Raw genomic sequence first — 25,605 nt, forward strand, 5'->3', positions numbered from 1 at the left:
GAAGTTGAACAGAAAAACTTTAACGAATCAACAATCTTCCAATGATGGTGTCAGATGAGTGTTCAGGCTGTTTCTTGGGTTTTTAGTTTGAGTTTGGGTTCTGCTCCTCAGAAAGCAGTGTTATTTTATTTGGCTGAGCGTGCGCAGGATGATGGTTCTGGTGCGTATCCGAGTGTTCGCAAGATCATGGTTGCTACCGAGCTTTCTGAGCGCACGGTGCGTAAAGCGTTACATGATTTATATGAGCGAGGATTGATCACGCTTGGGGATCAAAGACGCGCGGCGTTAGGGAAGAAGCAGAGTGTTATCCCTCGTAATAGGCGCGCAAATGTATGGGATTTACAAGTCAACACGCCACTTTCTGAGTTGAAGAATGTTCAAGCGGCTAAGGATGTAGAAGCACGGTTGCGCGAGGCTGATGAAACAAAATATGTGGTGCAAGACCAGGGTGAAAAAACTTGGATGCAATCACATGTTCATCAGCAAACCAAGTCTAGTAATCAATCGAGTAGCCAAAACCTTGTGAGTAATGAGAATGAAGAGGTTTATGGTTCTCAACAGTCTCAACCGTGTGTAGTGTCTTCTGAGCAAACCGTAATGTCTACTGATGCTTGTGTTGTTGATGATGATCATGATACCATGAGTGGTTTAGAGGCTGTGGGGTGCAGTAGATGCACCCCAGAACACGTGACTGTGGGGTGCGATAAATGCACCCCAGAATCGGGCTTGGGGTGCAACACGTGCACCTCTAGGGGTGCAGCAGATGCACCCAAACCATCATGTATAACCATACCTCCTAATCCCCCTACGGGGGATATCCCCCCACAGGAATCCGAAACAACAACCGCAACTCCAGCGACAACGAGTGAGCGTGAACGTGTGCAAGGTTCCGCGTGTGATTTGCTCACGGCTTCTGTTGAGACTGATAGCGAAACTTCTGAGTGGATACCAGATGCTCCCATGATGAGTGTTCAAGCGGCTGATATGACACCAACTGGTATAGCGTCTCGTGCGATTGACGCGTTTCAGGCAATGCGGTTGCGTTTGGGATTACAGGCCGGAGGGGTGACAAAAATCGATGAGCGTCGGGTGGAAAAGCTTGTTAAAGGTTTGCTGATGGTGTATGGAGCCTCGCGTGCTGAATGCTTGGTTTTGAACGTGATTCAGTGGATTCCAAGCCAAGTGTTTTGGCTTCGTCGGCTTATGTTTCCTCGTGATTTGGCTGACATGTGGTTACGTGTGTTGAATGATTACCAAGTCGGATGTCTTACACGAAATAGTCAACAGACGTGTTCGACTTGTACGCCTACACCGCCGGTGTATCAGCGTGAAAAGCGTGAATTGTTTGACGTAGAAGCATTCAAGAAAGCGCATGAGGGGCGAACGCCTCGTGAACAAGCCGTGTATGAGGCTTCGTGTGATTCGGTGAGTGTGGTTGCTGGTGTGTGATGGGAAAGCAGGTAGTAGCACCATGTGTGCGTTTAGCGCAAACGAATCCTCGTCTTGCTGATCGCATGTTTTCTACCGTTGAAGACGAACGGGGTAAATACATGGTTGATGCGCTTGCGCGAGCAGAGGGGGTGAAAGTATGTGAATCATGTCCGCTTATATCCGCGTGTTTAGCGAGTTATTTGGTTGATGTGTGGGAGGATAACAATATTATTGGCGGGTTGAATTACGTACAACGATTGCATTTAGCTCACGCGATAGCTGAGGATTTTCACGTGAGTGTGCGACAGTTAGGATCGCTTCCGTTGTCTCGTGTAAAGGCTTGGCTTGAAACTCATCCGGGGTGGCGTGAACATGTCACGAAACGGGTTCGTACTACGTGGCGTGAAACCAAACGGTTACAGCGAGCAATCGGAACAAGCAAGCGTAAGAGTGTGAGCGAAGAAGATAAAACACGAGCGTATCAACCACAATATTTACCTCCAGTTCCTACTGCTGTGCAGTTGACACTTTTCTAACTCATGAACTGTTAAACCGAAAATAGATTTACCGATTTACCGAGAAACCGAAAAATTGGTGATAATCAAGTGAAAGGAATGATAAAGATGATTATTACGATAGCAAACGCGAAGGGAGGGGTCGCGAAAACCACGACCGCAATGTTTCTAGCGGTCGCGTACACGCGGCGTTTTCCTGATCGGTGTGCGCGTGTGTTAGATGCTGATCCTCAGGCTAGTGCGAGTTTGTGGCGTGACATGATTGAAGCAACTGGTGAAACATTGAATAATATCATGGTTGACCCAGCAAACATGTCAACACTACAGCATGTTGACCGTGTTGCTTCGGATGTAGTGATTGTGGACGCGCCACCACAAGGACGTTTACTTGAAATGAGTGTACGAGTAGCGGATATGGTGATTATTCCTACATCGGATAGTCCTCTTGATTTACAGCAAGCGTGGGCTACTTTATCGAGTTTGCCAGACCCAGCGCGTGGTGTGGTGTTATTGACGCGTGTAGAACGTGCAACACGCGCGTATCGGGAAACAGTTCATGCGTTAGACGCGCAGTGTACGCCACGGTTTAGCACGAGTGTAGTGAAACGACAGGAAGTGAAAACTAGTATGGGACATGCTCCCAGCAAACTGTACGAGTATGGGCAAGTGTTACAAGAAATCATGGAGGCAGTAGCGTGAAACACACGAGTATGAGCGCGTTTCAACCAGTAGCGTGCAAGCGTCAAAAGTCGAGTATGGTAAGCGTGTTTACTCAGGATAAACGAGATGTATCAGGTTGGGTGAAAACCAGTGTGAGTTTACGTGATACTACTCGCCGTCGTTTGAAACAGTACGCGCTTGATCATGATCAATGTTTACAAGAAGTCGTAGATGCCGCGCTTGACGCGTATTTACGATAGTGAGCAGATTGATGCTAGTTTTTCGGTAAAAACTAGAAAACTGTTATACCGAGAAACCGACAATTATAGTGAATCATAAAGTAAGTAACGAGTAAAGAAGTATACTAATAGTAAGTAGAAGATAAGGAAGAAGGCTTATCATGACAAGTGATCTTAATAATGATACGAGCATGGTTTCCTCTGAACAATTAGTGTCAGAAACACACAGCAAAGCTGCACAGCCTGTAAAACAGGGTCGTGTTCCACGTTGGCTACTGCCGATAGGCGTCCTTGTGATTGTAGGTTTAATTCTTGGTGGTGGACTGTGGGCTGTGAGTGTTTTTCGGGAGAAACAAGCGCAAGAACAGTTAGTGTTTGCGTGTACTGAGTGTGTGAAAACACGCAAGCAAGTAGTTAAACTGTTTGATACGTTAAAGCCGTTTAACATGCGGGTTACGAGTATGCGTGAGCGTTTACAATCACTGGTAGAACAGCGTGATAAGAAAGCGGAAGTTTTGGTGAAACAGTTCACGAGTTTGCAACCTGTTCAAGAGACAATGGTTCCTGATTGCCCAGTGGTAAGTGGTAAGCATAAGCCGGGTATGGGAGAGTATCAAACAGTTACTCAAGCGCTTAAACGGCTTGTGAAGAAGTTTACTGAGCAAGGTAAGCAAGTAACCCATTTGTTAAAAGAATCGCAGACTGTGTTGGATGAGTATGCGCTTCGTGAGGCTCGTGAGCTTGCTGAACAAGCGAAAGGCAAGGTAGCGGATCAGGCGACACTTGACATGTTAAACAAAGCAATAGAGCGTAAGGATGTGAATGGTTTAACGAATCTTTCATGGAAGGTGCAGGAGAGTATGCAGGCCAAGGTTGAGTCTGATCGTCAGGCTCAAGAAGCCGCACGTCAAGCACAAGCGCGTGCGCGGTCGCAGCGTATGTATCCGAGGTATCAGTCGTATCAAGGCGCGTATGGTCAAGGTACTACCCCAAGCCAACCATGGACGTTAGTTGATAAAAACGGTAATCCAGAGAAAGATCAGACAAATAGACAGCTTACTTTTGAAGAGATGCAAGCAATGTCGAAACATGGTGATCAATATGATTGTCAGCCTGGTCAGGGTTGTCCGATAGGTTAAACGTTTTTTCGTAGTTTTCTATGAGAAGGGGGTACTCATTCTAGTGGGTACCCCTTTCGGTTTCTTGATTTTTCGGTATGTCGGTAAAGACCGATGTGTTAAATCTAATAAGACCATAATTAATAAGAAATTGTGACTACATGAATCTATGGTCAATTGCTTATTGATGGCTAGTATGAGTGCTCTCATTATAGAAAAGTGGAAGAAAATCAAAACCAATTTGACAATTTTGTATTACAGTATTACAATTATATTCTATAAATACAAAAATCTTATGTGCATTTTGCATGAGAAGGGATTATTATGGCTGTTATTACTGTACGTCTGGATGATGAAATCAAGAGTCGTCTTGAAGATCTAGCGTTTGCGCGACAGGTGAGTGTAAGCTCATTGTTGAAATTGTGGATTGATGAACATATTTATCCGGAGTCTCGTGATAACGAAATTGTTCAACCACGTATGACTCCATTGTCAATAAATACTTTGATGCGCAAGCAATTGGCGCTGTCTCATCGTATTCTTGCGCGACTTGTAAATGAGAATATTGAAGATGGTGATAAAGAATATCAATTGAATTTAGCAAGGATTCTTGAAAAAGGATACACTTTAGAATACGATAATGAGTTTAGTGATATCGAACCTGAATTAACGCGTGATGATTGTCTATTTGTTATGAATATTTTTGACATGTTTCGACATGTTCTTTATTCAATACAATCGTTGAAAGAAAATGGGAAAACTATTGATGCTGGTTTAGCTTATAAGATAGAGTTTGTAGGTTTTGATTTTAACATTTCTCATGAAGCAGCTCTGGCTGATTTTGGTAGGTATCTTATTGATAATAATCGGTGGATTGAATTGAAAGCATTCTATAAAAAGCATGATAATGGTAATTCGCATGCTCCTATGAAACAGACGTACAATCGTATGTTGACACAATGGAACATTATCCGTGATTCCAAACGTCACTGTTCTATGTTAGAGCCTTTAACTATTGATGAATTGCAATTGATAGCAGATGCGTCGATGGGGATTTCTCCACAACACAACTAGTAGTATTGGATGTTTTTATTTATGATAATTTATAGGCGACACGCGCTTGTGTAAACCATTACAAATGAGTATTCTAACTAGAACAGGCATTTGCGCTGTATACGTGAGCTATCGAATTAACGTTTAAGCGTCGTTTTCCGGCGTCGACCTCACGGCAATAAGGTCGCCTTGATGGCGACCTTATTTACCTTTAGGGATTGATATGGATATTTTCGTGTATGCTGACGAGTCTGGGGTATTTGACCGTTACCATAATGATTATTTTGTATTCGGCGGCGTTATCTTTCTAGGAAAAGAACAGCGCGATATAGCAAGAAGGCGTTATATATCTGTCGAACGGTTACAGCGTTCTCATGGTGCTGCTCAGGGACATAGCGAAATGAAAGCTATTTATCTTAAGAATTCTCAGAAATCTTCCATGTTTCGATCGCTTAACCCCTATCATCGTTTTGGTGTCATCGTTGATCAGAAAATGGTGATATCTCAAATCTTTCAGAATAAAAAAAGTAAGCAGCGGTATCTTGATTTTGCATTTAAACTAGGATTACGTTCTGCATTGGAACAATTGATTCGTGATGGGTTGGTGAACCAATCTGGTGTGAATAATATCTACGTGTTCATGGATGAGCATAGTACGGCTACTGATGGTCATTATGAGTTGCGGGAAGCACTGGAAGCTGAATTTAAGATCGGGACCTATAACGATAAATGGTCTAAATTCTTTCCTCCGCTTTTTGACAATTTGTGTTCCGTGGAGTTTTGTCTAAAGGATTCAGCTCAAGATGCTTTGATTCGTGCTGCTGACATTACTGCTAATCGATTGTATTATGCAGTTGTGTCAAATCAATTGAATCTTATAGAGAAGAAAATAATTTATCGTCGGCTACCTCATCAGTAATATATTTCTATTACCGTAGAGCCTAGCATGATTTTATATTGAACAATTCTTCATGTTAACATGTGGAGTGTGTTTTTATGATAGACCATGGAGTCTCTTTCTCGATTAGATAGATGAGTTGTTGCTTGTGTAATCATGTTAACCAGTCGATGTCAATTGGTTTTTCGGTAAATACCGATATATTGATATACCGAAAGAGTCGCGCGTTTGCTTGGTTTTATGAGTGTTATTAGCTTCTTTGCGTGTTGTGGATAACTATTTTTTGTCCAAATTGTGTTCGTGAAAACTGTGCTTATACTCATCCATGATTCAACAAACGGTTGAATTGTGTGGTGAGTGAAAGGATAGTATTTTGCGTAATAATACTCATCGTAAATCGTGTGTGAGGAAGTGTGGTGTAAAAACGGTCGCGTTGCTTGCTGCAAGCGCATGTTTACTGTCGTCTACCCCAGTGTTTGCTGATGGTGGTGCGGGAAGCGGCTCGGGTTCTACTTGGGGTGGTGGCTATCATGGTAATGGTGGTCGCGTTTCCTGGGTGTATCAGGATTCGTTTGGTGTTGCCACGCTCTCATGACCAAGTGCTCGTGATACGGCGAAAATATCGTGTGTTTTACAATAGGCAGTTGTTGCAAATCGGTGACGTAGCGAGTGACCGCTCCAACCGTCTGGCAATAGGTCAGAAAGTCGTTTACCTATATAAGATTCTTCAACGTGTGTGTCTGGGTAACGTCCTGGATATAGGTAGCCGTGCTCTGCAATAATGTGCATGGCTATATCGGTGCTAATTGGTAGGCTGCGTTCTTTGTTTCCTTTGCCGTGAATGATAAGTGCGTAACCGCCGTATGAGTCATTGATAATATCGTTACTGTGTATTCTACAGATTTCACATCGTCTTAGACCGTAGCCAGCGGCTAAGATAATCATCAGGCGCTCTTTGTTGTTGTGGACTTGTTCAAGTGCGTTGGTGATGTATTGGTCAGGACATGGGTGTGGTAATGGTCTACTGGGTCGTACTGAAGGTAAATCGAATGCTGGATCGTCTGTGCGTATGTGTGTGTGGAAAAGGTAGTTAAAAAATCCTCGTATAGCAGCACGATTGCTTTTTCGTGTTTCGTTAGCCCAATTTTTGTTGGCTAGCCATGTAACTAGTTCTTCATTGGAAACTGTTGTTACATTGAGATCGATTGCCATGCGTACAAGTTGGATGCGTCTGCTTTCGAGTGTTTTCGGTGATTGGCCTGCTGCCTTGAGTGTGAGTATGTAGTTATTGATATAAGTTTCTGCTGGTTCGCCAGCATGTTTCTTATCTTTTCTTTCTTTCTGCACGATTAGCAGATTAGTACAAAGTCTAAGCTTATTGGTATATCATACAAGTAGTATAGTTTTTTGCAACCGTCGGTCCAGGGTTCAAGCCCCTGAGGCCCCACAAGATATTAATAATGCCACTTCATTATGATTTATGAAGTGGCATTTTTGCATCTTATAATTTAAATTTTATTTTTTGTTTTATTTGTTATTTTCTGCCAATGACAAGTAATCTGGTATTTGCTTTGGATACTTAGGCCATGCTCCTTCTTGAGTGCACACGAATGCTGCAGTATTAACAGCTGCGCGATGCGCTTCTTGTAAGCTTTCTCCTTTAAGAATATGCGCTGTGAATGTTCCTGAGAACGAGTCCCCAGCACCAACTGTGTCAAGAACGTCAACGTGTGGAGTTGGGATAGTTGAGCTTTCTCCAGTGCTAGTAGTAATCGTACTAAAAGTAGAGCCGCCTGTAAGAATCACATAATCTAGTCCGTAACGAGCTTGGAACCACTTGCAAGCTTCCTCGTCTGAAGTGTCGCGAATATTGAACATATCGCGTAATAAGAATAGTTCCGAATCGTTAAGCTTAAATACTGTTGCTTCTTGAAGTAATGTGTCGATAAGATCCTTAGAGTAGTGATCGCTTCTAATGTTAATATCGAAGAACTTCATTGCTCCAGGCTTAGTATGCTTTAACAATTGCAAAATTGTGTCGTGAGTTTCTTGAGAACGTAAGCTTAGAGTGCCAAAGCATACTGCATCTGCTCGTTCTACTAAATCAATGAGTTCTCGAGTGTAAAGAATATGATCCCATGCTATATTTCGTAGAATAGTGTACTCTGGTATTCCATTTTTTAGTGTTACTTCTACAGTGCTTGTTGGCCAAGCGTTGCGTTGAATAATTGAAGCGATGCCAGCTTTGTTTACTTTGTCAATCAGCTCATCGCCGAGTTGGTCTTGACCAACAGCACTAATCATGCAACTTTGCGCTCCGTGACACTGTGCGTGATATGCAAAATTTGCTGGTGCTCCTCCAACACGTTTTCCATGTGGGAGCAAATCCCATAAAAGTTCGCCGAGTGAAAGAACAATTGGCTTAGTCATAATATTCCTTTCGCACGCGTCAGTGCAGCAAGTTTGTAGAGCTATACTTTTTACTAAATATCTTCTCGCTTCTTCAAAAGCATTTTGATGCAAATTTTGCTTGTAAAAATGCTACATAAACAATTATGGTGCGCCCTTTCGATAAGTAATATGCGCAATGCGTGTTACGTTTCTATAGAGCGCACCATAAGTGCTATATTGCGTACGTTTAACTTAGCTTATGCTGGCGTACTATATTATTATTTCGTTTTATTATATTTTCCTATTATTTTGATTTGCTGCTTAATGTTGGAAAATATCACTTTTGTGAGCTTGTTCAGCCATCCATGCTTCTACATCATCGATTTGCTTTGGAATATCAATAGAAAGCCATTCTGGACCGTTTTCAGTCATTAGCACATCATCTTCAATACGAATTCCAATTCCGCGCATTTCTTCAGGAAGCATCAAATCGTTAGCTGCAAAGTATAATCCTGGCTCAATAGTGAATATCATTCCTGGAGTAATTTTTGCGCCCTGATAAGACTCGTAGCGTGCTTGTGCGCAATCGTGCACATCCAAACCAAGATGATGAGCAACGCCGCAAGCGTGCCAACGACGATGCTGTTGACCTTCTGGCGAAAGTGATTCTTCAACGCTAACTTTCAAAATTCCCCATTCGTGCAAGTGTTCGGCTAGAACGCGCATGCAAGCATGGTGAATATCGGAGTAGGTTGCACCTGGCTTAGCAGCCTCAAAACCGGCTTGTTGAGCGTCAAGAACGCACTGGTAAAGCTTCTTTTGCAAGTCAGTGAATTTGCCGTTCGTTGGGAAAGTTCGTGTAATGTCAGCAGTGTAGAGGCTGTTAACTTCAACGCCGGCATCAATAAGTAGCAATTCTCCGCTGGAAACAACGCCAGTATTGCGCATCCAGTGCAAAATTGGTGCGTGCTTGCCTGAAGCAACAATAGTGTCGTAGCCTACTTCGTTTCCTTCCTCGCGAGCAACGGAATTAAAAGCACCCTCAATCATGCGCTCGGAATGCTCATGACCTAAAGCATTAGGCAAACGCGTAAGCATGCGGTCAAAACCAAGTTTTGTGGCTGCAACAGCTTTGCGCATTTCGCGAATTTCGTAGTCGTCCTTAAGCATTCGTGCTTCTGCAGCGAATTCGTGCAATTTGTCGTCTGCGCAAGTGTTTGCATCTTCATCAGTAAATCCACTTGCTTCTCGCATTGTTTCAACTTTTGCAGTAAGCTCAGGATCGGTTTCTCGAACAATTCGCACGCGAATACCCTCACCATTAGCGTCGTCGCTTACGTTCTTTGCAATAGCGTCGTCAAGTTCTGCAATATCGCGCGTTTCAATGCCGGTCATTGCTTTAAGTTCTTTTAAGCCTGCGCGAGGACCAACCCAATATTCTCCATAGTGAGGATCCTTGTAAAATGCTGAAGTGCTGTTATCTGCGCGTGGAGCTACAAAAAGCTCAGGTACATGTGTTTTTCCAGCCTTAGCTTCTTCGCTATCTTTGTTGACTGGCTCCATAACAAGCACAGCACCAGCCTCATAGTCTTGACCTAATCCAGTGTAGTAGGCAAATGTAGTGTCTGGGCGGAAAGCATAATCGCAGTCGTTATTACGCACCTTTGGTTGTCCTGCAGGAATAACTAAACGTTCGCCTGGGAAACGTTTTGAAAGAGCCTCTAAACGAGCTGGAATGTACTTGCTAGATTCAAGAGCCTTAACTTCTGGCTCCTGGTTATCCCAGTTATTCGTCATAAAATCTTTAAAAGAATCACTGTTTGGACGAAGTGAACGGTTATTTACGCGATCTTCTGCCTTTTGTGTGCCGTCAGCTTTTAGCTCTTCGCCGTGCTCAGTTGGCGTATATTCTGCCATTATGAGACTCCTTAATTTTTGCTTGTTAATTTTTGCTTGCGCAAATTATACAAATAGTAAATAAACAGTCAATAAACTAACATAGTCTTATTTAGTGTTTTATGCGAGTTTTTTAGTGCAAAATAGCAAGATTTTATACGCAATTTACAAAGTGCGTTTAAAACGCTTTTGCTATGTGAATATTGTCACAACATATTTATATGCGTGTGTTGTTGGTATCAACTAATCTAGATAGTTGGAAAATGAGTAAGCGAGCGTAAAAATTAGGGGGAGTAGTTATGTCTATTGAAAATCCAAATCGCAATAATGAGCGAATTGTTGATATCGAACGCAATATTATGAGTCGAGCTCCAGAACACAATAAAACTAATCTCGACTTGGATCGCATGCGTCTTATTCTCGATATTTTAGGTCATCCAGAGCAGTCTATGCGTGTTATTCACATAACTGGTACGAACGGCAAAGGTTCTACTGCTCGAATGGCTGAGTCGATTTGTCGAGCATATGGTTTGCGAACCGGATTATATACTTCTCCACATTTGGAGCGCGTAAATGAGCGCATTATGATTGATGGACAGGAAATTAGTGACGATCAGTTCGTCGATGTGTGGGATCAAATGAAAGACATTATCGACATGGTTGACGCTCGCATGGAAGCTGACGGTAAGCCAAAGATGAGCTTTTTTGAAGTGCTTACAGCCATGGCAATTTGGGCTTTTGCGGACGCTCCTGTTGATGTTGCTGTTATGGAAGTTGGCATGGGTGGCGAATGGGATGCCACTAATGTTATGAATGCTGATGCTGCAATTATTGGGCCGGTTGATATGGATCACATGCAATGGCTGGGAAACACTGTTGAAGAGATTGCTCGCACGAAGGCTGGTATTATTAAGCCAAATTGCACTGTTATTTTGGGTCCTCAGCCGCATGAAACTAAGGTTTTGCCAATTATTAAGGAAGTTGCGGAGCGCAATCATGCTACATTATTGCGCGATTCTTCTTATGGCGATGGCGAACTTGAAGTTGTGTCTCGTACTCCTGCAGTTGGTGGACAGGTTGTTACTTTGCGTACGCCTCTTGGCACTTATGAGGATGTTCCGGTTGACAAGTTTGGTAAGCATCAGGCTCATAATGCTTTGGCAGCTCTTGCTGCTGCGGAGGTTGTGCTGCCTGTAAGTGGTGCTTTGGATGGCGATTTAGTTGCAGAGGCTTTAAGTCAGGTTAAGGTTCCTGGGCGTATTGAGCAGGTTCGTACTTCGCCGACAATCATTATTGACGGTGGACATAACGTGAATGCTGCCGAGTCTCTTCGTGAAACTATTGAAGAAAACTATCATTTTGAGCAGCTTATTGGCGTTGTGGCAATGATGGCAGATAAACAAGTTGAAGAATACTTGGGTGTTCTTGAACCTATTTTGACGAAGATTATTGTTACGCGTAATTCTTGGCGTGACCGTGTAATGGATCCAGAAGAGCTCGAAAAGATTGCTGTAGGCGTATTTGGCGAGGATCGCGTAATTCGTGTTGACGAGTTGCCGGATGCTATTCAAACTGCTGTTGATTTAGTTGATGAAGACGATGAGCTTGGTGTGGGCTATGGTCACGGAGTGCTTATCTGCGGTAGTTTCGTCACTGCAGGAGATGCGCGTACAATGCTTGTTGAGCACGTGAATCCGGATCTAAAAAAGCCAAAGGATCAGCGCGTAGCAATACACCCGAATATTGACGAGTCTTGAAAATTAAGCTATTTTTGCTACTTAATTCGCAAAGATTTAGCTTTTTCTACAGTATTTTTTACAAGTACTGCTTGAGCGTCAACTAACGGTATTTGCGGAAGAGGAAAAGCTTCATTAAGTACGCTTAATTCTGTGCAACCCAAAATAAGTGCGTCGCAACGGCATGCTCCTGCAGGGTCTAGCATATCGCTTAAAACAGATTCGTAACGGTGAAAATCAAGGTCTCCTGTACCTTTTACGTCATCGTAAATAAGCGAAGTAATACGTTTCTGCAAGTCGTCGTCTGGAGCTACAAACGTGTATCCTGCTTCTTCTATAGCGCGCTGATACACTCCAGCTTTACGCGATCCTGCAGTACCTAAGAATCCAATACGGTTACATTTAGACTTTGGGTAACGTTTAGAAACTTCAGCTACAGCACCACGCGGCATATGTATAATTGGCACGTCGGTGAGTGCTTGGAACTTATCGTAAAAGTAATGCGCAGTATTGCACGTGAGCACAATAAATGAAGCACCCATCGCAGTTGCTTTAGCTATGTCGTCTGCAAGAGTAGGGAATGGGCTTTCGGATGATTCGCCAACAATATATGCTGTTCTATCTGGCACAGAAGCATCATTGAATACCACATAATCTAAAAACTCTTGATCGTTATGTGCATGCGTTTCTTTATTAAGTAAACGAATATAGCTTTCTGTTGCAAGTGTGCCCATGCCGCCAAGTACAGCAAAAAACGGACGTTTCATTGTCTCATATTCCCTTCAAAGTTACGTAATAATTTTCACGCTTTATTGCGGAAAAATTCTGCGTAACGCCTTGTGTAAATTGAAAACATATGACGAATCATCAACCAGCGTAGCAGATTCATATCTTTTTTATATTCTAGCGTAGTGCCCCAATCGCCGCGACGAATCATATTAAGACCGCGCTTCTTTTCATCGCCTTCTGCTACATAATTGCAAAATATCGATCGCGGAATCTCCATCCACAACTTTTCTCCACGACCGAACACAGTATTTCCGTCAAAAGGCTTATGGTCAATTAAATCTTCAACAAAATATTTAGCAATATTAAATCCGTTTAAAGTGACGAAATAGCTTGAACGGCCTTGGCGTAAATTGATTTCAAAAAGCTTATATTTTCCGTCTCTCTCATCGTATTTCATATCAAAATTAGCTACGCCAACGTAATGTATATCTTCCAAAAATGCTTTAATATTTTGGAAAACTTCTTCATTGTAGTCTGGAATAATAGCTGCATAATTGCCAATCGCTTCTGGAGTTGGATCCTCCAGCAGAGGGTGTCCTAGAAACATCATGCGCACATGATGATTGCTATCAACGTAAGCGTTTAGCACACGCATGCGGCTGTCGTCTCCAGGAATAAAGTCTTGCAAAATCATTTCGTCATCGTAGCCAGCTTTGTACGAGCGTTGAATAAGAGTATCAAGTTCTTGCGGAGTATTGATAATAAAAGCTTTTTTACGTCCCTCAAAATCAATATCAAGCCATTTAGTGCTATTCGCTGGTTTCATAGCAATAGGGAACCTGAATGGCAAATCTTCATAAGCGTGCGCTGCTACTTCTTGAGCATTTACAACTTTAGTTTTTGGATGAGGAAGATTGTATTTTTCACAAGTTTTATAGAATGAGCTTTTAAGGCTAAGCTGGCGATTGAGCGAATTTGGCAATGTGTGGAAAGCAAAATATTCGTGCAATTCATCACCGCATTGGCTTAAAAGGTTCGCGTATACGTCGCCGCAAGGAATAAGCAGAAGTTTGGTATTAGGATGTTCCTCATGCCATGATTTAGCAAAATCAAGCATTGTATTGCGGAATGTAGGAAGTTCTCCAAAGCCTGGAACAATTCTCACATCGACAATTTTGCTAAATTTCGTAGGTGAAAGTTGGAAGTGCGCAAAAGCAATTGAAGTAATGCCATATTCTTCATGGAATGCTCGAGCCATGCCATATGCGTTTATATCGCTACCGAGTAACACAGGTTGAAATCGTTGATTCTTCATTTGTATCTTCTTCATTTGTTTTAATTTGTTATTTAACTTGTTTGTTATTTAGTTTGTTAGTTAGCTTGTTATTTAGTTTATGTAGTAATTGCGTTTATTTTATTCGTATATTTTCATACTTTCGTATAAGCATATTACAGGCCAAAAAGACGCTTTATTACGAATGAATCACCCTCATACGGCACATGCTTTCGTTTGTTTTTAATCCAACGTTCATCGCCCTTGCCAATAGCAAGAAGAATGTTTAATCTTCCATTTTTTTGTTCGCTGTTTGCAGCATCGTTGTAAGCATATTCTATTGCTTCAGCTCTGTCGATAATAATGCGTGAAGAAACATTCGTGTTCGTAACATAACTTTGCATATCCTCGCAAATATGCATTACGTCTTCAGTATCAGTATCTTCAGTAGTGAAAATAAACTGTTCTATGCGGTTTTGCGCTGCTTCAACAATCTCTTTACGGCGATCGACAGCTTTATCTCCTGTGGAACCAGTTATTAGCGTAATTCGAGGATTAAATTTGCCGTAGCGTTCTTCTACAAAGTCAAGAACTGATTTTGTAGAAATGTAGTTATGCGCATAGTCGACAACTGCAATCATGTTTGAGTGCGTGTCTTTGAAAACTTCCATGCGTCCAGAAATTTTCACGTTCTCAATAGCGTGTAGTGCGTGTAAATCAGTATCCTGATTAATTCCCAATTCTCCTGCAATAGCGATTGCAGCTAAAGCATTTTCGTAGTTAAAATCTCCTGCAATAGACAATGCGAATTCGTCAATAGGGCAGTAGTGCACGTCTTCTTCGTAGTCGTTATCTTCATAGTCGTCGTCTTCGCTTGAGTCTCGCATAGCGATGCAATGTGATTCACTATTTTCTACTGGCATTGCAATGTAGTCAGGAGTAAGTAATTCCGTGTAATCGTCATCGTTAGCAGGCGCGCAATAATTTATGCAATCGTCGTCAAGATCATCGAAATTGTTATTTTCGCAAGCAGCGCCTTCTATTTCATCTTTTTTAATGCGAGCAAAAGTTGTTACGAGCACATTGTTGCGTTCTGCATCTTGTAAAAGAAGATCTGCGTGATCTGTATCAGAATTTAGCACTAAACGCTTAGTATTTGCAATAATTTGTCGTTTGCAATACAAGTAATCTTCAAAAGTTGGGTGCTCAATAGGGCTAATGTGGTCTGGGCTAATGTTTAAGAATGCTGCAACATCGAATTTAAGACCGTATACGCGATTCACCTTATAAGCTTGCGAAGAAACTTCCATAACAAGATACTTCATGCCGTTATCTACAGCTTCGCGCATCATTTTGAAAGCATCAAAACTTTCAGGAGTAGTTAAATTAGATTCAACGTAATTTTTTCCGTCTACGCAATTATCTACTGAAGAAAACAGTGCTGCTTTACCGTGCGAATGGGAGTTTAGAATAGCGTGAGTAAAGTAGGCTGTAGTTGTTTTGCCTTTAGTTCCAGTAATTCCAACAATAGTGAGTTTTTCTTGTGGATTTCCAAAGAATGCTGCTGCAAGCACGCTCATTGCTTTTTTAGCATCCGTAACAATTAAACCAACAGCTTTTGTGTATTGTGCGTAGCTTTGTTCAGCAACATATGCAGCAAGTCCTTTGTTGTCTGCATCTAAAAGATATTCCGACTTAAAATTGCCTTTAATAAACAGAAGTGTTCCAAGTGTAATATCGCGAGTATCGTAAGTTGCGTTAGTGAAGCACTCGTCTGCATCAATATTTGGGAAATAATACGGATTTAAAGACCATATTTCATTGCGAGAATGAGTAGAGTCTACAGTTTTTTCTTTAGTATTAGCAGTATTAGCACTATTAGTATCTTCTGCTTTAAAATATTGAATCATTTCGCGCAACAAACCATAGTGTTGCAAAATTTCACTTGCGCTTGCTAATGACAACGTGTTATGCATGATCATAATTTACTTCTTTTCACAAAATGTTTTATAGCCATGTTCCAGTAATAGGCTCACGCCCGTGAGATTGCAGCCATTGATTGAAGCTATCTCGCCAATTAATATAAGCTTCGCGCTGCCAATCCATCATAGTATTCAGCCTCATGCAACTTACTGACTCATATAGTTTGCTCATTGGAGCAATCAAATCAAGAGCTGCAACTGTGTCTGCTGTAGCATCGTGGAAATCTCCGATTGGTTCAACTCCATAAAATTGAGATGTAATAGTGAGAGTACGCTTGCCAGATCTTCTAGAAACAGCTCTATCGATAACAAGAGGGTCAACAGTAAGAATGTCATTAGCGTTTAGTGCATGTATTGAACAAGTTGCGCGTTCTTCTAACGCAGTAAGATGCCAACGCTTCAAGTCGTGACGTAACATTGCAATATCAAATGGAGCGTTATAAGCAAGTAGTGGAATATTCTTAGCTTGAGCCATGCTTACTGCGTGCGCAAGGAATTCAAGTTCTTCTTCAGGCTCTCCGCCGTGTTCTTGAAGGTATTCGTCTGTGAAACCATTTACTTCGCTTGCCTTAGGATTCATAGGCTGATGAGGGTTAATTAACCAAGTTGATACCACATCTCCAGCGTGAGCTAGTTCAGGATTGCGTAATACTAGAGTTGCAGAAACAATGGCATCTTTACCAATATTTGCACCTGTAGTTTCAGTGTCGAAACCAAGTAACCATGATTCAGCAAGTAATGTATTCTCATCTTGCTTAGGTGCTAAATCTAAAGCATTTAACAATTCTTGAATATGAGTTGGCATAGTCACAATACTACCGCAATGTCACGCAATGTCACACTATGCCGCGCTGCGTTATTGTGCTGCGATGTGTTACCATCTCGCGCTGCGCTACACTATGCAATACGATAAATCAGTAGCGATATGTGCAAAGTAAAAGTATTATTGACTATATGAGTGAGCAAATCGAGAAGACAAATGTTATGTGCTCTAAAAGCGTAAGAGTTAAAAAACAAAATGCAAAAAATTGTAATGCTCGCTTATTTAGTGATCGTTTAGTAGATACTAAGCAAAGTTCTGCAATGGAAAGTCGACGCAAAAGATTTGAACAACTTGTATCTACTTGCGTTGATCCTTTGTACACTCAAGCTATGCGTCTTACGCAAAATGCGCAGGATGCGCAAGATTTAGTGCAAGATACTTTTGAGCGCGCTCTTAAATCTTTTGAAACTTTTCAGCTTGGCACGAATTTTGCTGCCTGGATTAACAGGATTGAACGAAATTTGTATTTTAATCAGTACGCGAAAGCAAAACGAAGCCCTAAACGTGCTAACGATGAAACTGGTGACTACAATGATTGGGATATCTATGAGGCTTCTAATCATTGCGCAAAAGGAATGCTTTCTGCTGAACAAGAATATTTAGAAGGGTTTGCTCCACAAGAGATTATTGCGGCGCTTAGTAAGTTGCCGCCTGAGCGTAGAAAAGTTTTTATTGAAGTCGCTATTCGAGGTAAATCTTATAAACAAATTGCCCAAGAAGAAGGCGTAAAAATAGGAACTGTTATGAGCAGACTTAACCGCGCTCGCATGCAACTCAAACGTGAGCTTTCTGATTATTCTAGTGAATAAAAGTATGTTAAAACGAAAAAGCCCACGATTGACGTGGGCTTTACAGTATGTATAAGCGAATTTATAGTTTAAGCATTTGGTCTTTTACCATGATTCGCTGCTTTTTTACGACGCGCCTTGCGCTTGCGGCCACGCATACCCATAATGCACTCCTTAACGATTAATGAACAACCTTAGGGATTATCGCACGTTGCCAAGACGTTATATTTGCCAACGTACTAATCCCGTGCGAGTAATCACTTGTTGGTAGCAATATTTGCAGTAATAAAGCTTATGTTGCTTATGCTGCTATATCAGCTACAGTTGCGTTTAATAATGTTACGATATCTTGAGGATTAAGAACTACGTCCAATCCTCGTTTTCCTCCAGAAACAAGAATCTCATCAAATTGCATTACGCTACTATCTAGTACTGTTTCATGGTGCGTTTTTTGTCCGAATGGTGAAATTCCGCCAACTACGTAGCCGCTTTCTCGTTGCGCAACTTCTGGGCTTGTCATACTTGCTTTCTTTGCGTGTACGGCTCCTGCAATTGCTTTCATATTGAGACGTCCGTTTACTGGAACAATTCCAACCACTCGCTTTTCACCAGTGTCAACCATAAGAGTTTTGCAAACTTGAGCTGCGCTTACGCCTAGCTTCTCAGCAGCCTCAATTCCGTAGCCGTCGTCCATGTGATCAGCGTCATGCTCGTATTGCGCTATGCGGAAGGTGATGCCTGCGTTTTCGAGTTGCGCAATAGCAGGAGTTGCTTTTCCGGTTTCTGCATGTTTTTTACTCATTTTGTTACCGTGCCTTATACTCAGCCATCAAATTCTGTTACATGATATGCTATACCGACTGTTGACTTAACATATAAACCCCTTGTGTAGCTTAGAAAGCAGCACAAGGGGTTTTGATATATTAAATATTCGTACAACCAGCTATTGCTGATTGATGCTTAGCGAAATTACTCGGAGATTTCAGCGAAGTAAAGAAGGGTGCGAATCATGTTGGAGGTGAAGCCGTACTCGTTGTCGTAGAAGGTGACGGTACGAGCCAAAGTTACACCGTCAACAGTGTTCACATCGGTCTGAGTTGGATCGAAAACGCCACCGTGGGTGTCGCCGATGATGTCAGAAGACACGATACTGTCTGCATTGTAACCGAAGTACTCGCAGTTTTCGAAAGCCTTCTTGAAAGCGTCGTTAATTTCTTCAGTGGTTGCTGGCTTCTCAAGAACAGTAGTTAACTCGGTAACAGAGCCGTCTGGAACTTGAATGCGCTGTGCGTGACCCTGGAGCTTGCCGTTAACTTCTGGCACAACCTTGCCGATTGCCTTAGCAGCGCCGGTGGAGTGCTCAATGGTGTTGCAAGCTGCGGAACGGTTGTTGCGTGGCTTGGAGCCGCGTGGGCCGTCGAGAATCATCTGAGTGCCGGTGTAGGCGTGAATTGTGGTCATGAAGCCGGACTTGATTCCCCAGTTATCTTGAAGCAACTTCACCATTGCGGCCATGGAGTTGGTGGTGCAAGAACCAGCGGAAACAATGTTGTCAGAAGCCTTCAAGATTTCGTGGTTAACACCGAACACAACTGTTGGAGTGGTTTCGTCCTTAGCAGGAGCAGAAATAAGAACCTTCTTAGCGCCTGCATTCAAGTGAGCCTGGGACTTTTCTGCAGAAGTGTAGAAACCGGTGCATTCGAGAACGAATTCAACGCCATCGTTCTTAACCCATGGAATGTTATTTGCGTCTTTTTCGGCGTAAACCTTATAAGTCTTGCCATCTACAACGATTGCGTCTTCGGTGGAGGTTACCTCAACTGGGGTGCCGTCATCGTGGCGGAATGTGCCGTGGGTGCTGTCATACTTGAGCAAGTAGGCGAGCATCGAAGGGGTGGTCAGATCGTTGATGGCTGCGACTTCGATGTCACCTGCTTGACCGCCGCGAGCTTGAAGCTCAAAAATACGACGGAATGCGAGACGACCGATGCGACCGAAACCATTAATACCAATCTTGACTGTCATGTGGTTCTCCCTTGAGTGAGACCTCGTGCGCAACGTTTTAAGCCGCGCTATTTTCGCGATGAAAACTCACGCATTTAGGTCATCGTTATTTGAATTAACGGTGTTCATTTTAGTGTGCGGTATGTACGAAGAGTTGTAATATAGCTCACTTTTATTGCAATCATGCACTGTGAGAACAGTGAGCGTTAACATGCTGTGTTTTATGAGTGTTTTTGTGAATTTTTTGATAGTTTCTAGTTGCGTTTTTGCATAACATTTTACGAATCAATATTGTTCAATTGAACAACGCATGTAATTTTAAAAAGAAAAAGGCTGACGAGTTTTCAAGTAAAAGATCCTCGTCAGCCATTTGTGCAAACTAAAGTTTGCGCTATTCGTTATACGTCATTGCTTCAGCAGCTGCAGTAGTCGAATATGTTGGAGTAGTCTCGCTTTCAAGAGGAACTGCTAATGCTTCCGATATAGAAGCATCAACTTCGCCTAAATCTCCAATTGGTCTTTTAAACCAGCTCACCTGTGGCAATGGAGCGTTAATAGGGAAGGTTACAATAAGTGTTCCTTCATGAACGTCAATATGAGCCGGCGTATCATTTAATAATTCGTTACTTAAACCTTGTACTGCATCTCCATGCATGGTTGCGTGTTTAAGCTGATACTTTAATCCAACTTCATTTACATCATTAGAAACTGGAGTATGAGAAAAAACGGAAACTATGCGCAAATCATTTCCAGATGATGCTGGAAAATCAAGAGATCCATCATGTATTGCTGTAACAATTTGACCGTCGCCGTACAAGAATCCAATTCCACCGCGACGCGCTAAACGAACCATAAGTTGAATATTAGAAATAGTATGGTCAACTCGACCACCTAATCCTCCGAAAATATGAAATTCTCGAGAGCCTTTAGCCCAACCGACTTTCAACGCAGAAAGTAAGTCCGGATCATCTTTTTCTGCAGGCAATCTAGTAATAACTGCATCAGTAGGGAGCTTTAATCTAACAGAGTCAAAATCGCCGATGAGCGCATCCACATGCAAACCTAATTTACATGCATGATCCCAGCCTCCATCAGCTGCAATTGTTAAAGCGCGATCTGGCACATGCTCACGCGTATGATCGTAATAATCTCCTGCTGCTAATACTACGCAGCGTTGCAAAGGTTCCATAGCAACATAATAACGCTGCATTTGTACTGATGACATACATTTATAACAAGAGTTTATAAGCGTAGTGTCAACCAACATTTGACTATGTTTTATGCCATTTTTTGGATTTGGTTTTAGCGTATTTTATTGCTTTTATTCCGGCAAATACAGGAATTTTTAGACTAATACTCGCTTAACATAAAGTGCTTGGTGTAATATTGCATGGCAAGTTAGATTTTCCAAGTTATTATGGATTTTCGTTAATTATTTGCTAGTAGACTAACGTAATGCTGTGTTGTATATTCTACGAGGAGAAATAAATGTGCGGAATTGCAGGGTTCATTAATGACACCCCAATTAACGTCAAAAGCCAAATTGTAAAAGATATGACAGATGTGATTGTGCATCGTGGTCCTGACGAGTATGGAACTATGATTGACGAACACGCAGCACTTGGTTTTCGTCGACTTAGCATTATAGATCTTCACGGTGGATCCCAACCTATGTACAACGAGGATGGGAATCTTGCAGTTACTTTTAATGGCGAGATTTATAACTACAAGCCACTTCGCGAAGAACTTATTAAAGCTGGTCACACTTTCCACACTGATTGCGATACAGAAGTATTAGTGCACGGATACGAAGAGTGGGGTAAAGGCTTACTTAATCGTTTACGCGGAATGTTTGCATTTGTTATTTGGAACAAGAGTACTCAAGAATTGTTTGGCGCTCGCGACCATTTCGGTATTAAGCCTTTTTATTATGCGCAAATGAACGGTACTTTTATGTATGGATCCGAAATTAAATCTTTACTGCGCCATCCAGATTTTAAGAAGGAACTTAACGAAAATGCGCTTAAGCCGTTTATGACATTCCAATATCCTGCAATTAACGAAACTTTCTTCAAAGGCGTTTTTAAGCTGCGTGAAGGTAATTGCTTTACGTATAAGAATGGCGAAATGAAGATTGAGCAATATTACGATCCTAATTTCAAAGAAACAAAGCAACGCTTGAATGAATTAGTTGATTCTATCGATAAAACAGTTTGTGATTCTGTTCAAGCTCACCAAATTGCGGATGTTGAAGTTGGTTCGTTCCTTTCTTCTGGAGTTGATTCAAGTTATGTTGCCGCTGTTGCGCGCCCTGAACACACATATTCTATTGGTTTTGCTGGTGGAAGATACAATGAATCCAAACAAGCAAGCGAATTGGCAAAAATTATTGGCTTAAACAATAAATCTGAAATTATTGACGCCGCTGACGCATTTCGTTATTTCCCACAAATTCAGTGGTATTTGGACGAACCTGATTCTAACTTCTCTTGCGTCCCATTATTCTTCCTTGCAAAATTAGCTTCGCAAGATTTACGCGTTGTGCTAAGCGGTGAGGGAGCAGATGAATTATTTGCAGGATACATTGATTATGGTGTTCACACGCGTTCTAAACTTATTAAAGTTGTGACTCGCATGCTTGCAAAGTTGCCAAAAAAGTTGCGTTACGCGATTGGTCGAGCTGCAAAAGGAAAGCATTTCCACGGAGCATGGCATTTGTACGCTAATTTGGCTCCAGCTGAGGAGCATTTTATCGGTCAGTCAAAGGTTTTCAATGAGGAAGATGCTGTAAAACTTTTGAAACCTGAGTATCGCAAAGGTCCTAGCGTTCGCAGCATCGTCGATGCTATTTACAGTAGAATTGCTGGTAAGGGACTTTCTGAAGTTAAGAAAAAGCAATATCTTGATATGCATCAATGGATGCCAGGAGATATTTTGCTTAAGGCAGATAAAATGACTATGGCACATTCTTTGGAGCTTCGCGTGCCTTTGCTTGATCGCGTGCTCATGGATGTTGCAGAAAAAGTTCCTACTAAATATTTAATTACTGACGAAAATACGAAGTTTGCTTTCCGACAAGCTGCGTCCCGTCATTTGCCAAAAGCTTGGTATGACAGAGAAAAACTTGGTTTCCCTGTGCCAGTTAAGGATTGGTTGCGCGAGGAACGTTTTTATAAGATTGTGCGTAAGACGTTTGAAAGTGACGACGCTGCTAAATTCTTCGATAGAGATGCTTTACTTCGTATGATTGACGATAATTATGCAAAGAAAAATGACGATCGTCGTAAGATTTGGACAGTTTACACATTCCTGACTTGGTATGATGTGTACTTTAATCATGATGGATTGAAGCCTGAGCCGATGCAGTTAGCGTAGAAATCGCATAGTTCTGGCTTTGATTTGCGGCAGTCAAAACACATTTCGTGTGTTGGCTGCCTTTTTGTCAAGGCTTCTAGTAAAATAGATATTCGGCTTGAGTAATCAAGAAAGTGGGATGTCCCCACCTGGAAGCCTACTGTGGTTTCGGGTTCATGACTTCGGTCACGCAAGTTAGCTCTTGTGCTGCTTGCTGCGCTGTTATATAGCGTTTTATTGATATGAAGTGGTGAATCTTAAGCTCTTGGACTTCTTGGTGTATTACATCTTACAAGTATTTAGAAGGATTGGAGTCATCATTAGCGACGAACCACGCATTAACGAGGAAATTCGAGTCCCTCAGGTGCGCCTTATTGGTCCAAAGGGCGAGCAAGTGGGAGTTATCGCAACCTCTGTCGCGTTAAACCTTGCAAGGGAAGCTAACCTCGATCTTGTCGAAGTTGCACCTACTGCTAAGCCTCCAGTAGCCAAGCTTATTGACTACGGTAAGTACAAGTACAACGAAAAGATTAAGGCTCGTGAAGCACGTCGTAATCAGACCGTCGCAGAGGTTAAGGAAATTCGTTTCCGTCTCAAGATCGACGATCACGATTTCGATGTGAAGAAAGGTCATGTGCTTCGTTTCTTGAACGGCGGAGACAAGGTAAAAGTAACTATTATGTTGCGTGGCCGTGAGCAATCTCGTCCGGTTGGTGGCGTTGAATTGTTGCGCCGACTTGCAGATGAGGTCTCTGAAAGTGGCACAATAGAGTTTGCGCCAAAGCAAGAAGGTCGAAATATTATTATGACTCTTGCTCCAAAAGGCAAGAAAATTCATACACAGTCTGAGCAACGTCGTCGTGGCGCTGAATCTCGCGCTGAGCGTCAAGCTCGTCAGGCTGCTCGTCTTGCAGCTAAGCAAGAGGTTCAGTCACAAGCTGCAGCTGCAGTAAATGCTATGCAATCCGATCAACATCACAAGGAGGGCAGCAATGCCGAAGATGAAAACTAATTCCGCAGCGTCCAAGCGCGTTCGTCTTACCGGTACCGGTAAGGTGATGCACGATGGTAGCGCCATGCGCCACAACTTGGAGCACAAGTCGGCTCGTAAGCGTCGTGCTCTTTCTGAAGATAAAGTATTGGCTACTGCGCAGAGCAAGAAGCTTAAGGGCTTGCTCGTTAAGTAAGTAACAAGTAAGAATTGCTTGTAAACGAATACGCAATCGAAAATTTTAAGAAAGCTGAGGAATACTTATGGCACGAGTAAAGCGCGCAGTAAACGCTCACAAGAAGCGTCGCGTTGTTCTTGAGAGGGCTTCTGGCTACCGCGGTCAGCGCTCCCGTCTTTATCGCAAGGCAAAGGAACAGCTGCTCCACTCATTCACTTATAACTTCCGCGACCGTAAGGCTCGCAAGGGTGATTTCCGCAAGTTGTGGATTCAGCGCATTAACGCAGCAGTTCGCGCTGAAGGCATCACTTATAATCGCTTCATTCAGGGCTTGCACTTGGCAGGCATCGAATTGGATCGTCGCGCTCTTGCTGAGCTCGCAGTTTCCGATATTGAAGCTTTCAAGGCTGTTGTTGAAGCTGCTAAGGCTGCATTGCCAGCTGATGTAAACGCTCCAGTTGAAGCCTGATTTTGCTTTAATAGAGTTCTATTTTAAGCCCACCGATTTAGGTGGGCTTTTTCTTTTAAATCAACAAATTTACTTATTAGCTATAATTGTTTATATGCGCTCAAATCTTGATTCTGACAATAAGAAAAATAATATTCCTGAAGAGTTTGCACTTCATATTCAACGCTTTATTGCGCATATTGATATTGAGCGTGGTCTTTCTAAAAAAACAGTATCTGCGTACGCTTCAGATTTGCAAGATTACACATGCTGGCTTTACGATGAACGAAAAATAAAAAATGTTACTACTATTTCTCAATTAGATATTGAATCATACATTCGAACTTTGAATGAATTAGGGTTGGGAACTAGAACAGTTGCGCGTCGACTTGCAAGTATTCACGAATGGCACCGCTTTATGCTTGCTCATGGCGATATACAAGCTGACGTTTCAGCGCAAGTAAAAGCTCCAAAACAAGCCGAGTATTTGCCGGATGTTTTAAGTATTGAAGAGGTAAATAGAGTTATTGAAGCTGCTGGAAATTTTGGTAGCGAGGACGCTATTTCGATTAGAGATGCAGCTTTGCTAGAATTTTTGTACGCTACAGGAGCGCGAATTTCGGAAGCAGTTGGCGTAAAATTCGAAGATATTGATTTAAACGAATCTGTTGTAAAACTTACAGGTAAAGGCTCTAAGCAGCGTTTAGTTCCGATTGGTGGTTGTGCTGTTCGTGCTCTTCGTAACTATATGGAGAAATCTCGCCCAGAATTAGCGTTAAAGGGCAAACGTGAATTGCACACAATTTTCTTAAATAAGAGAGGTAATGCACTTTCTCGCCAATCAGCATGGGCAATAGTAACGCAAGCTGGCGAGCGTGCAAAACTTGACAAACCATTGCATCCGCATACGCTGCGTCATTCTCTTGCCACGCATCTTATTGCAGGTGGTGCTGATGTGCGCACAGTTCAAGAGTTGCTTGGACATGCTTCAGTTACAACAACTCAAATTTATACGCATATTAGTCCCGACGCATTAGTTGAAGCTTACGTAATGAGTCATCCTCGAGCTAAATAATTTTATGCTCAGAGTTTCGTGAG

Annotated in this window: 26 protein-coding genes; 15 read left to right on the forward strand and 11 right to left on the reverse strand. The window is 42.2% G+C overall.

Annotated features, from left to right (window positions below):
* Window positions 1-54 precede the first annotated feature (54 nt).
* The 8 genes from K9E37_RS05405 (at window position 55) to K9E37_RS05440 (ending at window position 6,509) form a co-directional block, all read left to right on the forward strand.
* Complete coding sequence (locus K9E37_RS05405) at window positions 55-1,449, forward strand: helix-turn-helix domain-containing protein (protein ID WP_248893192.1); 1,395 nt, start codon at window positions 55-57, stop codon at window positions 1,447-1,449.
* Entirely contained in the window at window positions 1,446-1,967 is a 522-nt protein-coding gene (locus K9E37_RS05410; RefSeq protein WP_248893194.1) for a hypothetical protein, read from the forward strand. The genes K9E37_RS05405 and K9E37_RS05410 overlap by 4 nt, the downstream gene beginning before the upstream one ends.
* Window positions 1,968-2,054: 87 nt before the next feature.
* The gene (locus K9E37_RS05415; protein WP_033888604.1) at window positions 2,055-2,645 is read left to right on the forward strand and encodes a ParA family protein; all 591 of its coding nucleotides are present in this window, start codon (window positions 2,055-2,057) and stop codon (window positions 2,643-2,645) included.
* Window positions 2,646-2,656: 11 nt separating this feature from the next.
* Window positions 2,657-2,866: a hypothetical protein gene (locus K9E37_RS05420; RefSeq protein WP_033888605.1), complete on the forward strand. Its 210-nt coding sequence runs from the start codon at window positions 2,657-2,659 to the stop codon at window positions 2,864-2,866.
* A gap of 140 nt (window positions 2,867-3,006) precedes the next feature.
* A complete protein-coding gene (locus K9E37_RS05425) occupies window positions 3,007-3,984 on the forward strand; it encodes a hypothetical protein (RefSeq protein WP_248893196.1) in 978 nt (325 codons plus the stop codon).
* 303 nt (window positions 3,985-4,287) lie between these two features.
* Window positions 4,288-5,037, forward strand: a complete 750-nt coding sequence (locus K9E37_RS05430) for a YfbU family protein (RefSeq protein ID WP_004110497.1) — start codon at window positions 4,288-4,290, stop codon at window positions 5,035-5,037.
* A gap of 202 nt (window positions 5,038-5,239) precedes the next feature.
* On the forward strand, window positions 5,240-5,935 hold the full coding sequence (locus K9E37_RS05435) for a DUF3800 domain-containing protein (RefSeq protein ID WP_248893198.1): 696 nt from the start codon (window positions 5,240-5,242) through the stop codon (window positions 5,933-5,935).
* Between the two features lie 352 nt (window positions 5,936-6,287).
* Window positions 6,288-6,509, forward strand: a complete 222-nt coding sequence (locus tag K9E37_RS05440) for a hypothetical protein (protein WP_248893200.1) — start codon at window positions 6,288-6,290, stop codon at window positions 6,507-6,509.
* Here K9E37_RS05440 and K9E37_RS05445 read toward each other — a convergent pair.
* The 3 genes from K9E37_RS05445 to K9E37_RS05455 all read right to left on the reverse strand — a co-directional run bounded on the left by K9E37_RS05445 (window position 6,476) and on the right by K9E37_RS05455 (window position 10,222).
* Window positions 6,476-6,859: a tyrosine-type recombinase/integrase gene (locus K9E37_RS05445; RefSeq protein ID WP_248893202.1), complete on the reverse strand. Its 384-nt coding sequence runs from the start codon at window positions 6,857-6,859 to the stop codon at window positions 6,476-6,478. The two genes, K9E37_RS05440 and K9E37_RS05445, sit on opposite strands and share 34 nt — an antisense overlap.
* 582 nt (window positions 6,860-7,441) lie before the next feature.
* Window positions 7,442-8,344, reverse strand: a complete 903-nt coding sequence (locus K9E37_RS05450) for a carbohydrate kinase family protein (RefSeq protein ID WP_248893204.1) — start codon at window positions 8,342-8,344, stop codon at window positions 7,442-7,444.
* Between the two features lie 282 nt (window positions 8,345-8,626).
* On the reverse strand, window positions 8,627-10,222 hold the full coding sequence (locus tag K9E37_RS05455) for an aminopeptidase P family protein (protein ID WP_248893206.1): 1,596 nt from the start codon (window positions 10,220-10,222) through the stop codon (window positions 8,627-8,629).
* 278 nt (window positions 10,223-10,500) lie between these two features.
* On the opposite strand from K9E37_RS05455, the gene K9E37_RS05460 reads away from it, so the two are divergent.
* Window positions 10,501-11,958, forward strand: a complete 1,458-nt coding sequence (locus K9E37_RS05460; protein WP_248893208.1) for a bifunctional folylpolyglutamate synthase/dihydrofolate synthase — start codon at window positions 10,501-10,503, stop codon at window positions 11,956-11,958.
* Window positions 11,959-11,975: 17 nt separating this feature from the next.
* On the opposite strand, the gene K9E37_RS05465 is transcribed toward K9E37_RS05460, so the two are convergent.
* The 4 genes from K9E37_RS05465 to K9E37_RS05480 form a co-directional block, all read right to left on the reverse strand.
* Window positions 11,976-12,704 (reverse strand): aspartate/glutamate racemase family protein, encoded by a 729-nt coding sequence (locus tag K9E37_RS05465; RefSeq protein ID WP_248893210.1) that lies wholly within the window; start codon window positions 12,702-12,704, stop codon window positions 11,976-11,978.
* Window positions 12,705-12,739: 35 nt separating this feature from the next.
* Entirely contained in the window at window positions 12,740-13,981 is a 1,242-nt protein-coding gene (locus K9E37_RS05470) for a carboxylate--amine ligase (RefSeq protein ID WP_080551026.1), read from the reverse strand.
* A 134-nt stretch (window positions 13,982-14,115) separates the two neighbouring features.
* Window positions 14,116-15,921: a UDP-N-acetylmuramoyl-L-alanyl-D-glutamate--2,6-diaminopimelate ligase gene (locus K9E37_RS05475; protein WP_102703415.1), complete on the reverse strand. Its 1,806-nt coding sequence runs from the start codon at window positions 15,919-15,921 to the stop codon at window positions 14,116-14,118.
* A gap of 25 nt (window positions 15,922-15,946) precedes the next feature.
* Window positions 15,947-16,726, reverse strand: coding sequence for an exonuclease domain-containing protein (locus K9E37_RS05480; RefSeq protein WP_102703465.1), 780 nt, complete (start codon window positions 16,724-16,726; stop codon window positions 15,947-15,949).
* Window positions 16,727-16,875: 149 nt separating this feature from the next.
* On the opposite strand from K9E37_RS05480, the gene K9E37_RS05485 reads away from it, so the two are divergent.
* Entirely contained in the window at window positions 16,876-17,553 is a 678-nt protein-coding gene (locus K9E37_RS05485) for a sigma-70 family RNA polymerase sigma factor (RefSeq protein WP_102703466.1), read from the forward strand.
* 68 nt (window positions 17,554-17,621) lie between these two features.
* On the opposite strand, the gene K9E37_RS06480 is transcribed toward K9E37_RS05485, so the two are convergent.
* From K9E37_RS06480 to K9E37_RS05500, 4 genes are all read right to left on the reverse strand, one after another.
* The gene (locus K9E37_RS06480) at window positions 17,622-17,696 is read right to left on the reverse strand and encodes a 50S ribosomal protein bL37 (protein WP_369803150.1); all 75 of its coding nucleotides are present in this window, start codon (window positions 17,694-17,696) and stop codon (window positions 17,622-17,624) included.
* Between the two features lie 137 nt (window positions 17,697-17,833).
* The gene (gene ybaK / locus K9E37_RS05490) at window positions 17,834-18,334 is read right to left on the reverse strand and encodes a Cys-tRNA(Pro) deacylase (protein ID WP_004105119.1); all 501 of its coding nucleotides are present in this window, start codon (window positions 18,332-18,334) and stop codon (window positions 17,834-17,836) included.
* Between the two features lie 167 nt (window positions 18,335-18,501).
* Window positions 18,502-19,557: a type I glyceraldehyde-3-phosphate dehydrogenase gene (gap, locus tag K9E37_RS05495; RefSeq protein WP_004573912.1), complete on the reverse strand. Its 1,056-nt coding sequence runs from the start codon at window positions 19,555-19,557 to the stop codon at window positions 18,502-18,504.
* Window positions 19,558-19,927: 370 nt separating this feature from the next.
* Window positions 19,928-20,725, reverse strand: coding sequence for a thiamine diphosphokinase (locus tag K9E37_RS05500; RefSeq protein ID WP_033888660.1), 798 nt, complete (start codon window positions 20,723-20,725; stop codon window positions 19,928-19,930).
* Window positions 20,726-21,024: 299 nt separating this feature from the next.
* On the opposite strand from K9E37_RS05500, the gene asnB reads away from it, so the two are divergent.
* The 5 genes from asnB (at window position 21,025) to xerD (ending at window position 25,582) form a co-directional block, all read left to right on the forward strand.
* Window positions 21,025-22,911: an asparagine synthase (glutamine-hydrolyzing) gene (gene asnB, locus K9E37_RS05505; protein WP_076002696.1), complete on the forward strand. Its 1,887-nt coding sequence runs from the start codon at window positions 21,025-21,027 to the stop codon at window positions 22,909-22,911.
* Between the two features lie 253 nt (window positions 22,912-23,164).
* The gene (gene infC, locus K9E37_RS05510; RefSeq protein ID WP_174182828.1) at window positions 23,165-23,902 is read left to right on the forward strand and encodes a translation initiation factor IF-3; all 738 of its coding nucleotides are present in this window, start codon (window positions 23,165-23,167) and stop codon (window positions 23,900-23,902) included.
* Window positions 23,883-24,077, forward strand: a complete 195-nt coding sequence (gene rpmI, locus K9E37_RS05515; RefSeq protein WP_004128670.1) for a 50S ribosomal protein L35 — start codon at window positions 23,883-23,885, stop codon at window positions 24,075-24,077. The genes infC and rpmI overlap by 20 nt, the downstream gene beginning before the upstream one ends.
* A 67-nt stretch (window positions 24,078-24,144) precedes the next feature.
* Window positions 24,145-24,528, forward strand: coding sequence for a 50S ribosomal protein L20 (gene rplT / locus K9E37_RS05520; protein ID WP_004105106.1), 384 nt, complete (start codon window positions 24,145-24,147; stop codon window positions 24,526-24,528).
* Window positions 24,529-24,622: 94 nt separating this feature from the next.
* Window positions 24,623-25,582 (forward strand): site-specific tyrosine recombinase XerD, encoded by a 960-nt coding sequence (gene xerD / locus K9E37_RS05525; protein WP_102155769.1) that lies wholly within the window; start codon window positions 24,623-24,625, stop codon window positions 25,580-25,582.
* The last annotated feature ends 23 nt before the right edge of the window (window positions 25,583-25,605 follow it).

Origin of the sequence: Gardnerella swidsinskii (assembly GCF_023277705.1) — a bacterium.
In the GTDB taxonomy this organism is placed as follows: domain Bacteria; phylum Actinomycetota; class Actinomycetes; order Actinomycetales; family Bifidobacteriaceae; genus Bifidobacterium; species Bifidobacterium swidsinskii.

Coding starts and splice junctions, on each gene's coding strand:
- K9E37_RS05405 (WP_248893192.1), top strand. CDS start 55: ATGAGTGTTCAGGCTGTTTCTTGGGTTTTTAGTTTGAGTTTGGGTTCT.
- K9E37_RS05415 (WP_033888604.1), top strand. CDS start 2,055: ATGATTATTACGATAGCAAACGCGAAGGGAGGGGTCGCGAAAACCACG.
- K9E37_RS05420 (WP_033888605.1), top strand. CDS start 2,657: ATGAGCGCGTTTCAACCAGTAGCGTGCAAGCGTCAAAAGTCGAGTATG.
- K9E37_RS05425 (WP_248893196.1), top strand. CDS start 3,007: ATGACAAGTGATCTTAATAATGATACGAGCATGGTTTCCTCTGAACAA.
- K9E37_RS05430 (WP_004110497.1), top strand. CDS start 4,288: ATGGCTGTTATTACTGTACGTCTGGATGATGAAATCAAGAGTCGTCTT.
- K9E37_RS05435 (WP_248893198.1), top strand. CDS start 5,240: ATGGATATTTTCGTGTATGCTGACGAGTCTGGGGTATTTGACCGTTAC.
- K9E37_RS05445 (WP_248893202.1), bottom strand. CDS start 6,859: ATGATTATCTTAGCCGCTGGCTACGGTCTAAGACGATGTGAAATCTGT.
- K9E37_RS05450 (WP_248893204.1), bottom strand. CDS start 8,344: ATGACTAAGCCAATTGTTCTTTCACTCGGCGAACTTTTATGGGATTTG.
- K9E37_RS05455 (WP_248893206.1), bottom strand. CDS start 10,222: ATGGCAGAATATACGCCAACTGAGCACGGCGAAGAGCTAAAAGCTGAC.
- K9E37_RS05460 (WP_248893208.1), top strand. CDS start 10,501: ATGTCTATTGAAAATCCAAATCGCAATAATGAGCGAATTGTTGATATC.
- K9E37_RS05465 (WP_248893210.1), bottom strand. CDS start 12,704: ATGAAACGTCCGTTTTTTGCTGTACTTGGCGGCATGGGCACACTTGCA.
- K9E37_RS05470 (WP_080551026.1), bottom strand. CDS start 13,981: ATGAAGAATCAACGATTTCAACCTGTGTTACTCGGTAGCGATATAAAC.
- K9E37_RS05475 (WP_102703415.1), bottom strand. CDS start 15,921: ATGATCATGCATAACACGTTGTCATTAGCAAGCGCAAGTGAAATTTTG.
- K9E37_RS05480 (WP_102703465.1), bottom strand. CDS start 16,726: ATGCCAACTCATATTCAAGAATTGTTAAATGCTTTAGATTTAGCACCT.
- K9E37_RS05485 (WP_102703466.1), top strand. CDS start 16,876: ATGAGTGAGCAAATCGAGAAGACAAATGTTATGTGCTCTAAAAGCGTA.
- ybaK (WP_004105119.1), bottom strand. CDS start 18,334: ATGAGTAAAAAACATGCAGAAACCGGAAAAGCAACTCCTGCTATTGCG.
- gap (WP_004573912.1), bottom strand. CDS start 19,557: ATGACAGTCAAGATTGGTATTAATGGTTTCGGTCGCATCGGTCGTCTC.
- K9E37_RS05500 (WP_033888660.1), bottom strand. CDS start 20,725: ATGGAACCTTTGCAACGCTGCGTAGTATTAGCAGCAGGAGATTATTAC.
- asnB (WP_076002696.1), top strand. CDS start 21,025: ATGTGCGGAATTGCAGGGTTCATTAATGACACCCCAATTAACGTCAAA.
- rpmI (WP_004128670.1), top strand. CDS start 23,883: ATGCCGAAGATGAAAACTAATTCCGCAGCGTCCAAGCGCGTTCGTCTT.
- rplT (WP_004105106.1), top strand. CDS start 24,145: ATGGCACGAGTAAAGCGCGCAGTAAACGCTCACAAGAAGCGTCGCGTT.
- xerD (WP_102155769.1), top strand. CDS start 24,623: ATGCGCTCAAATCTTGATTCTGACAATAAGAAAAATAATATTCCTGAA.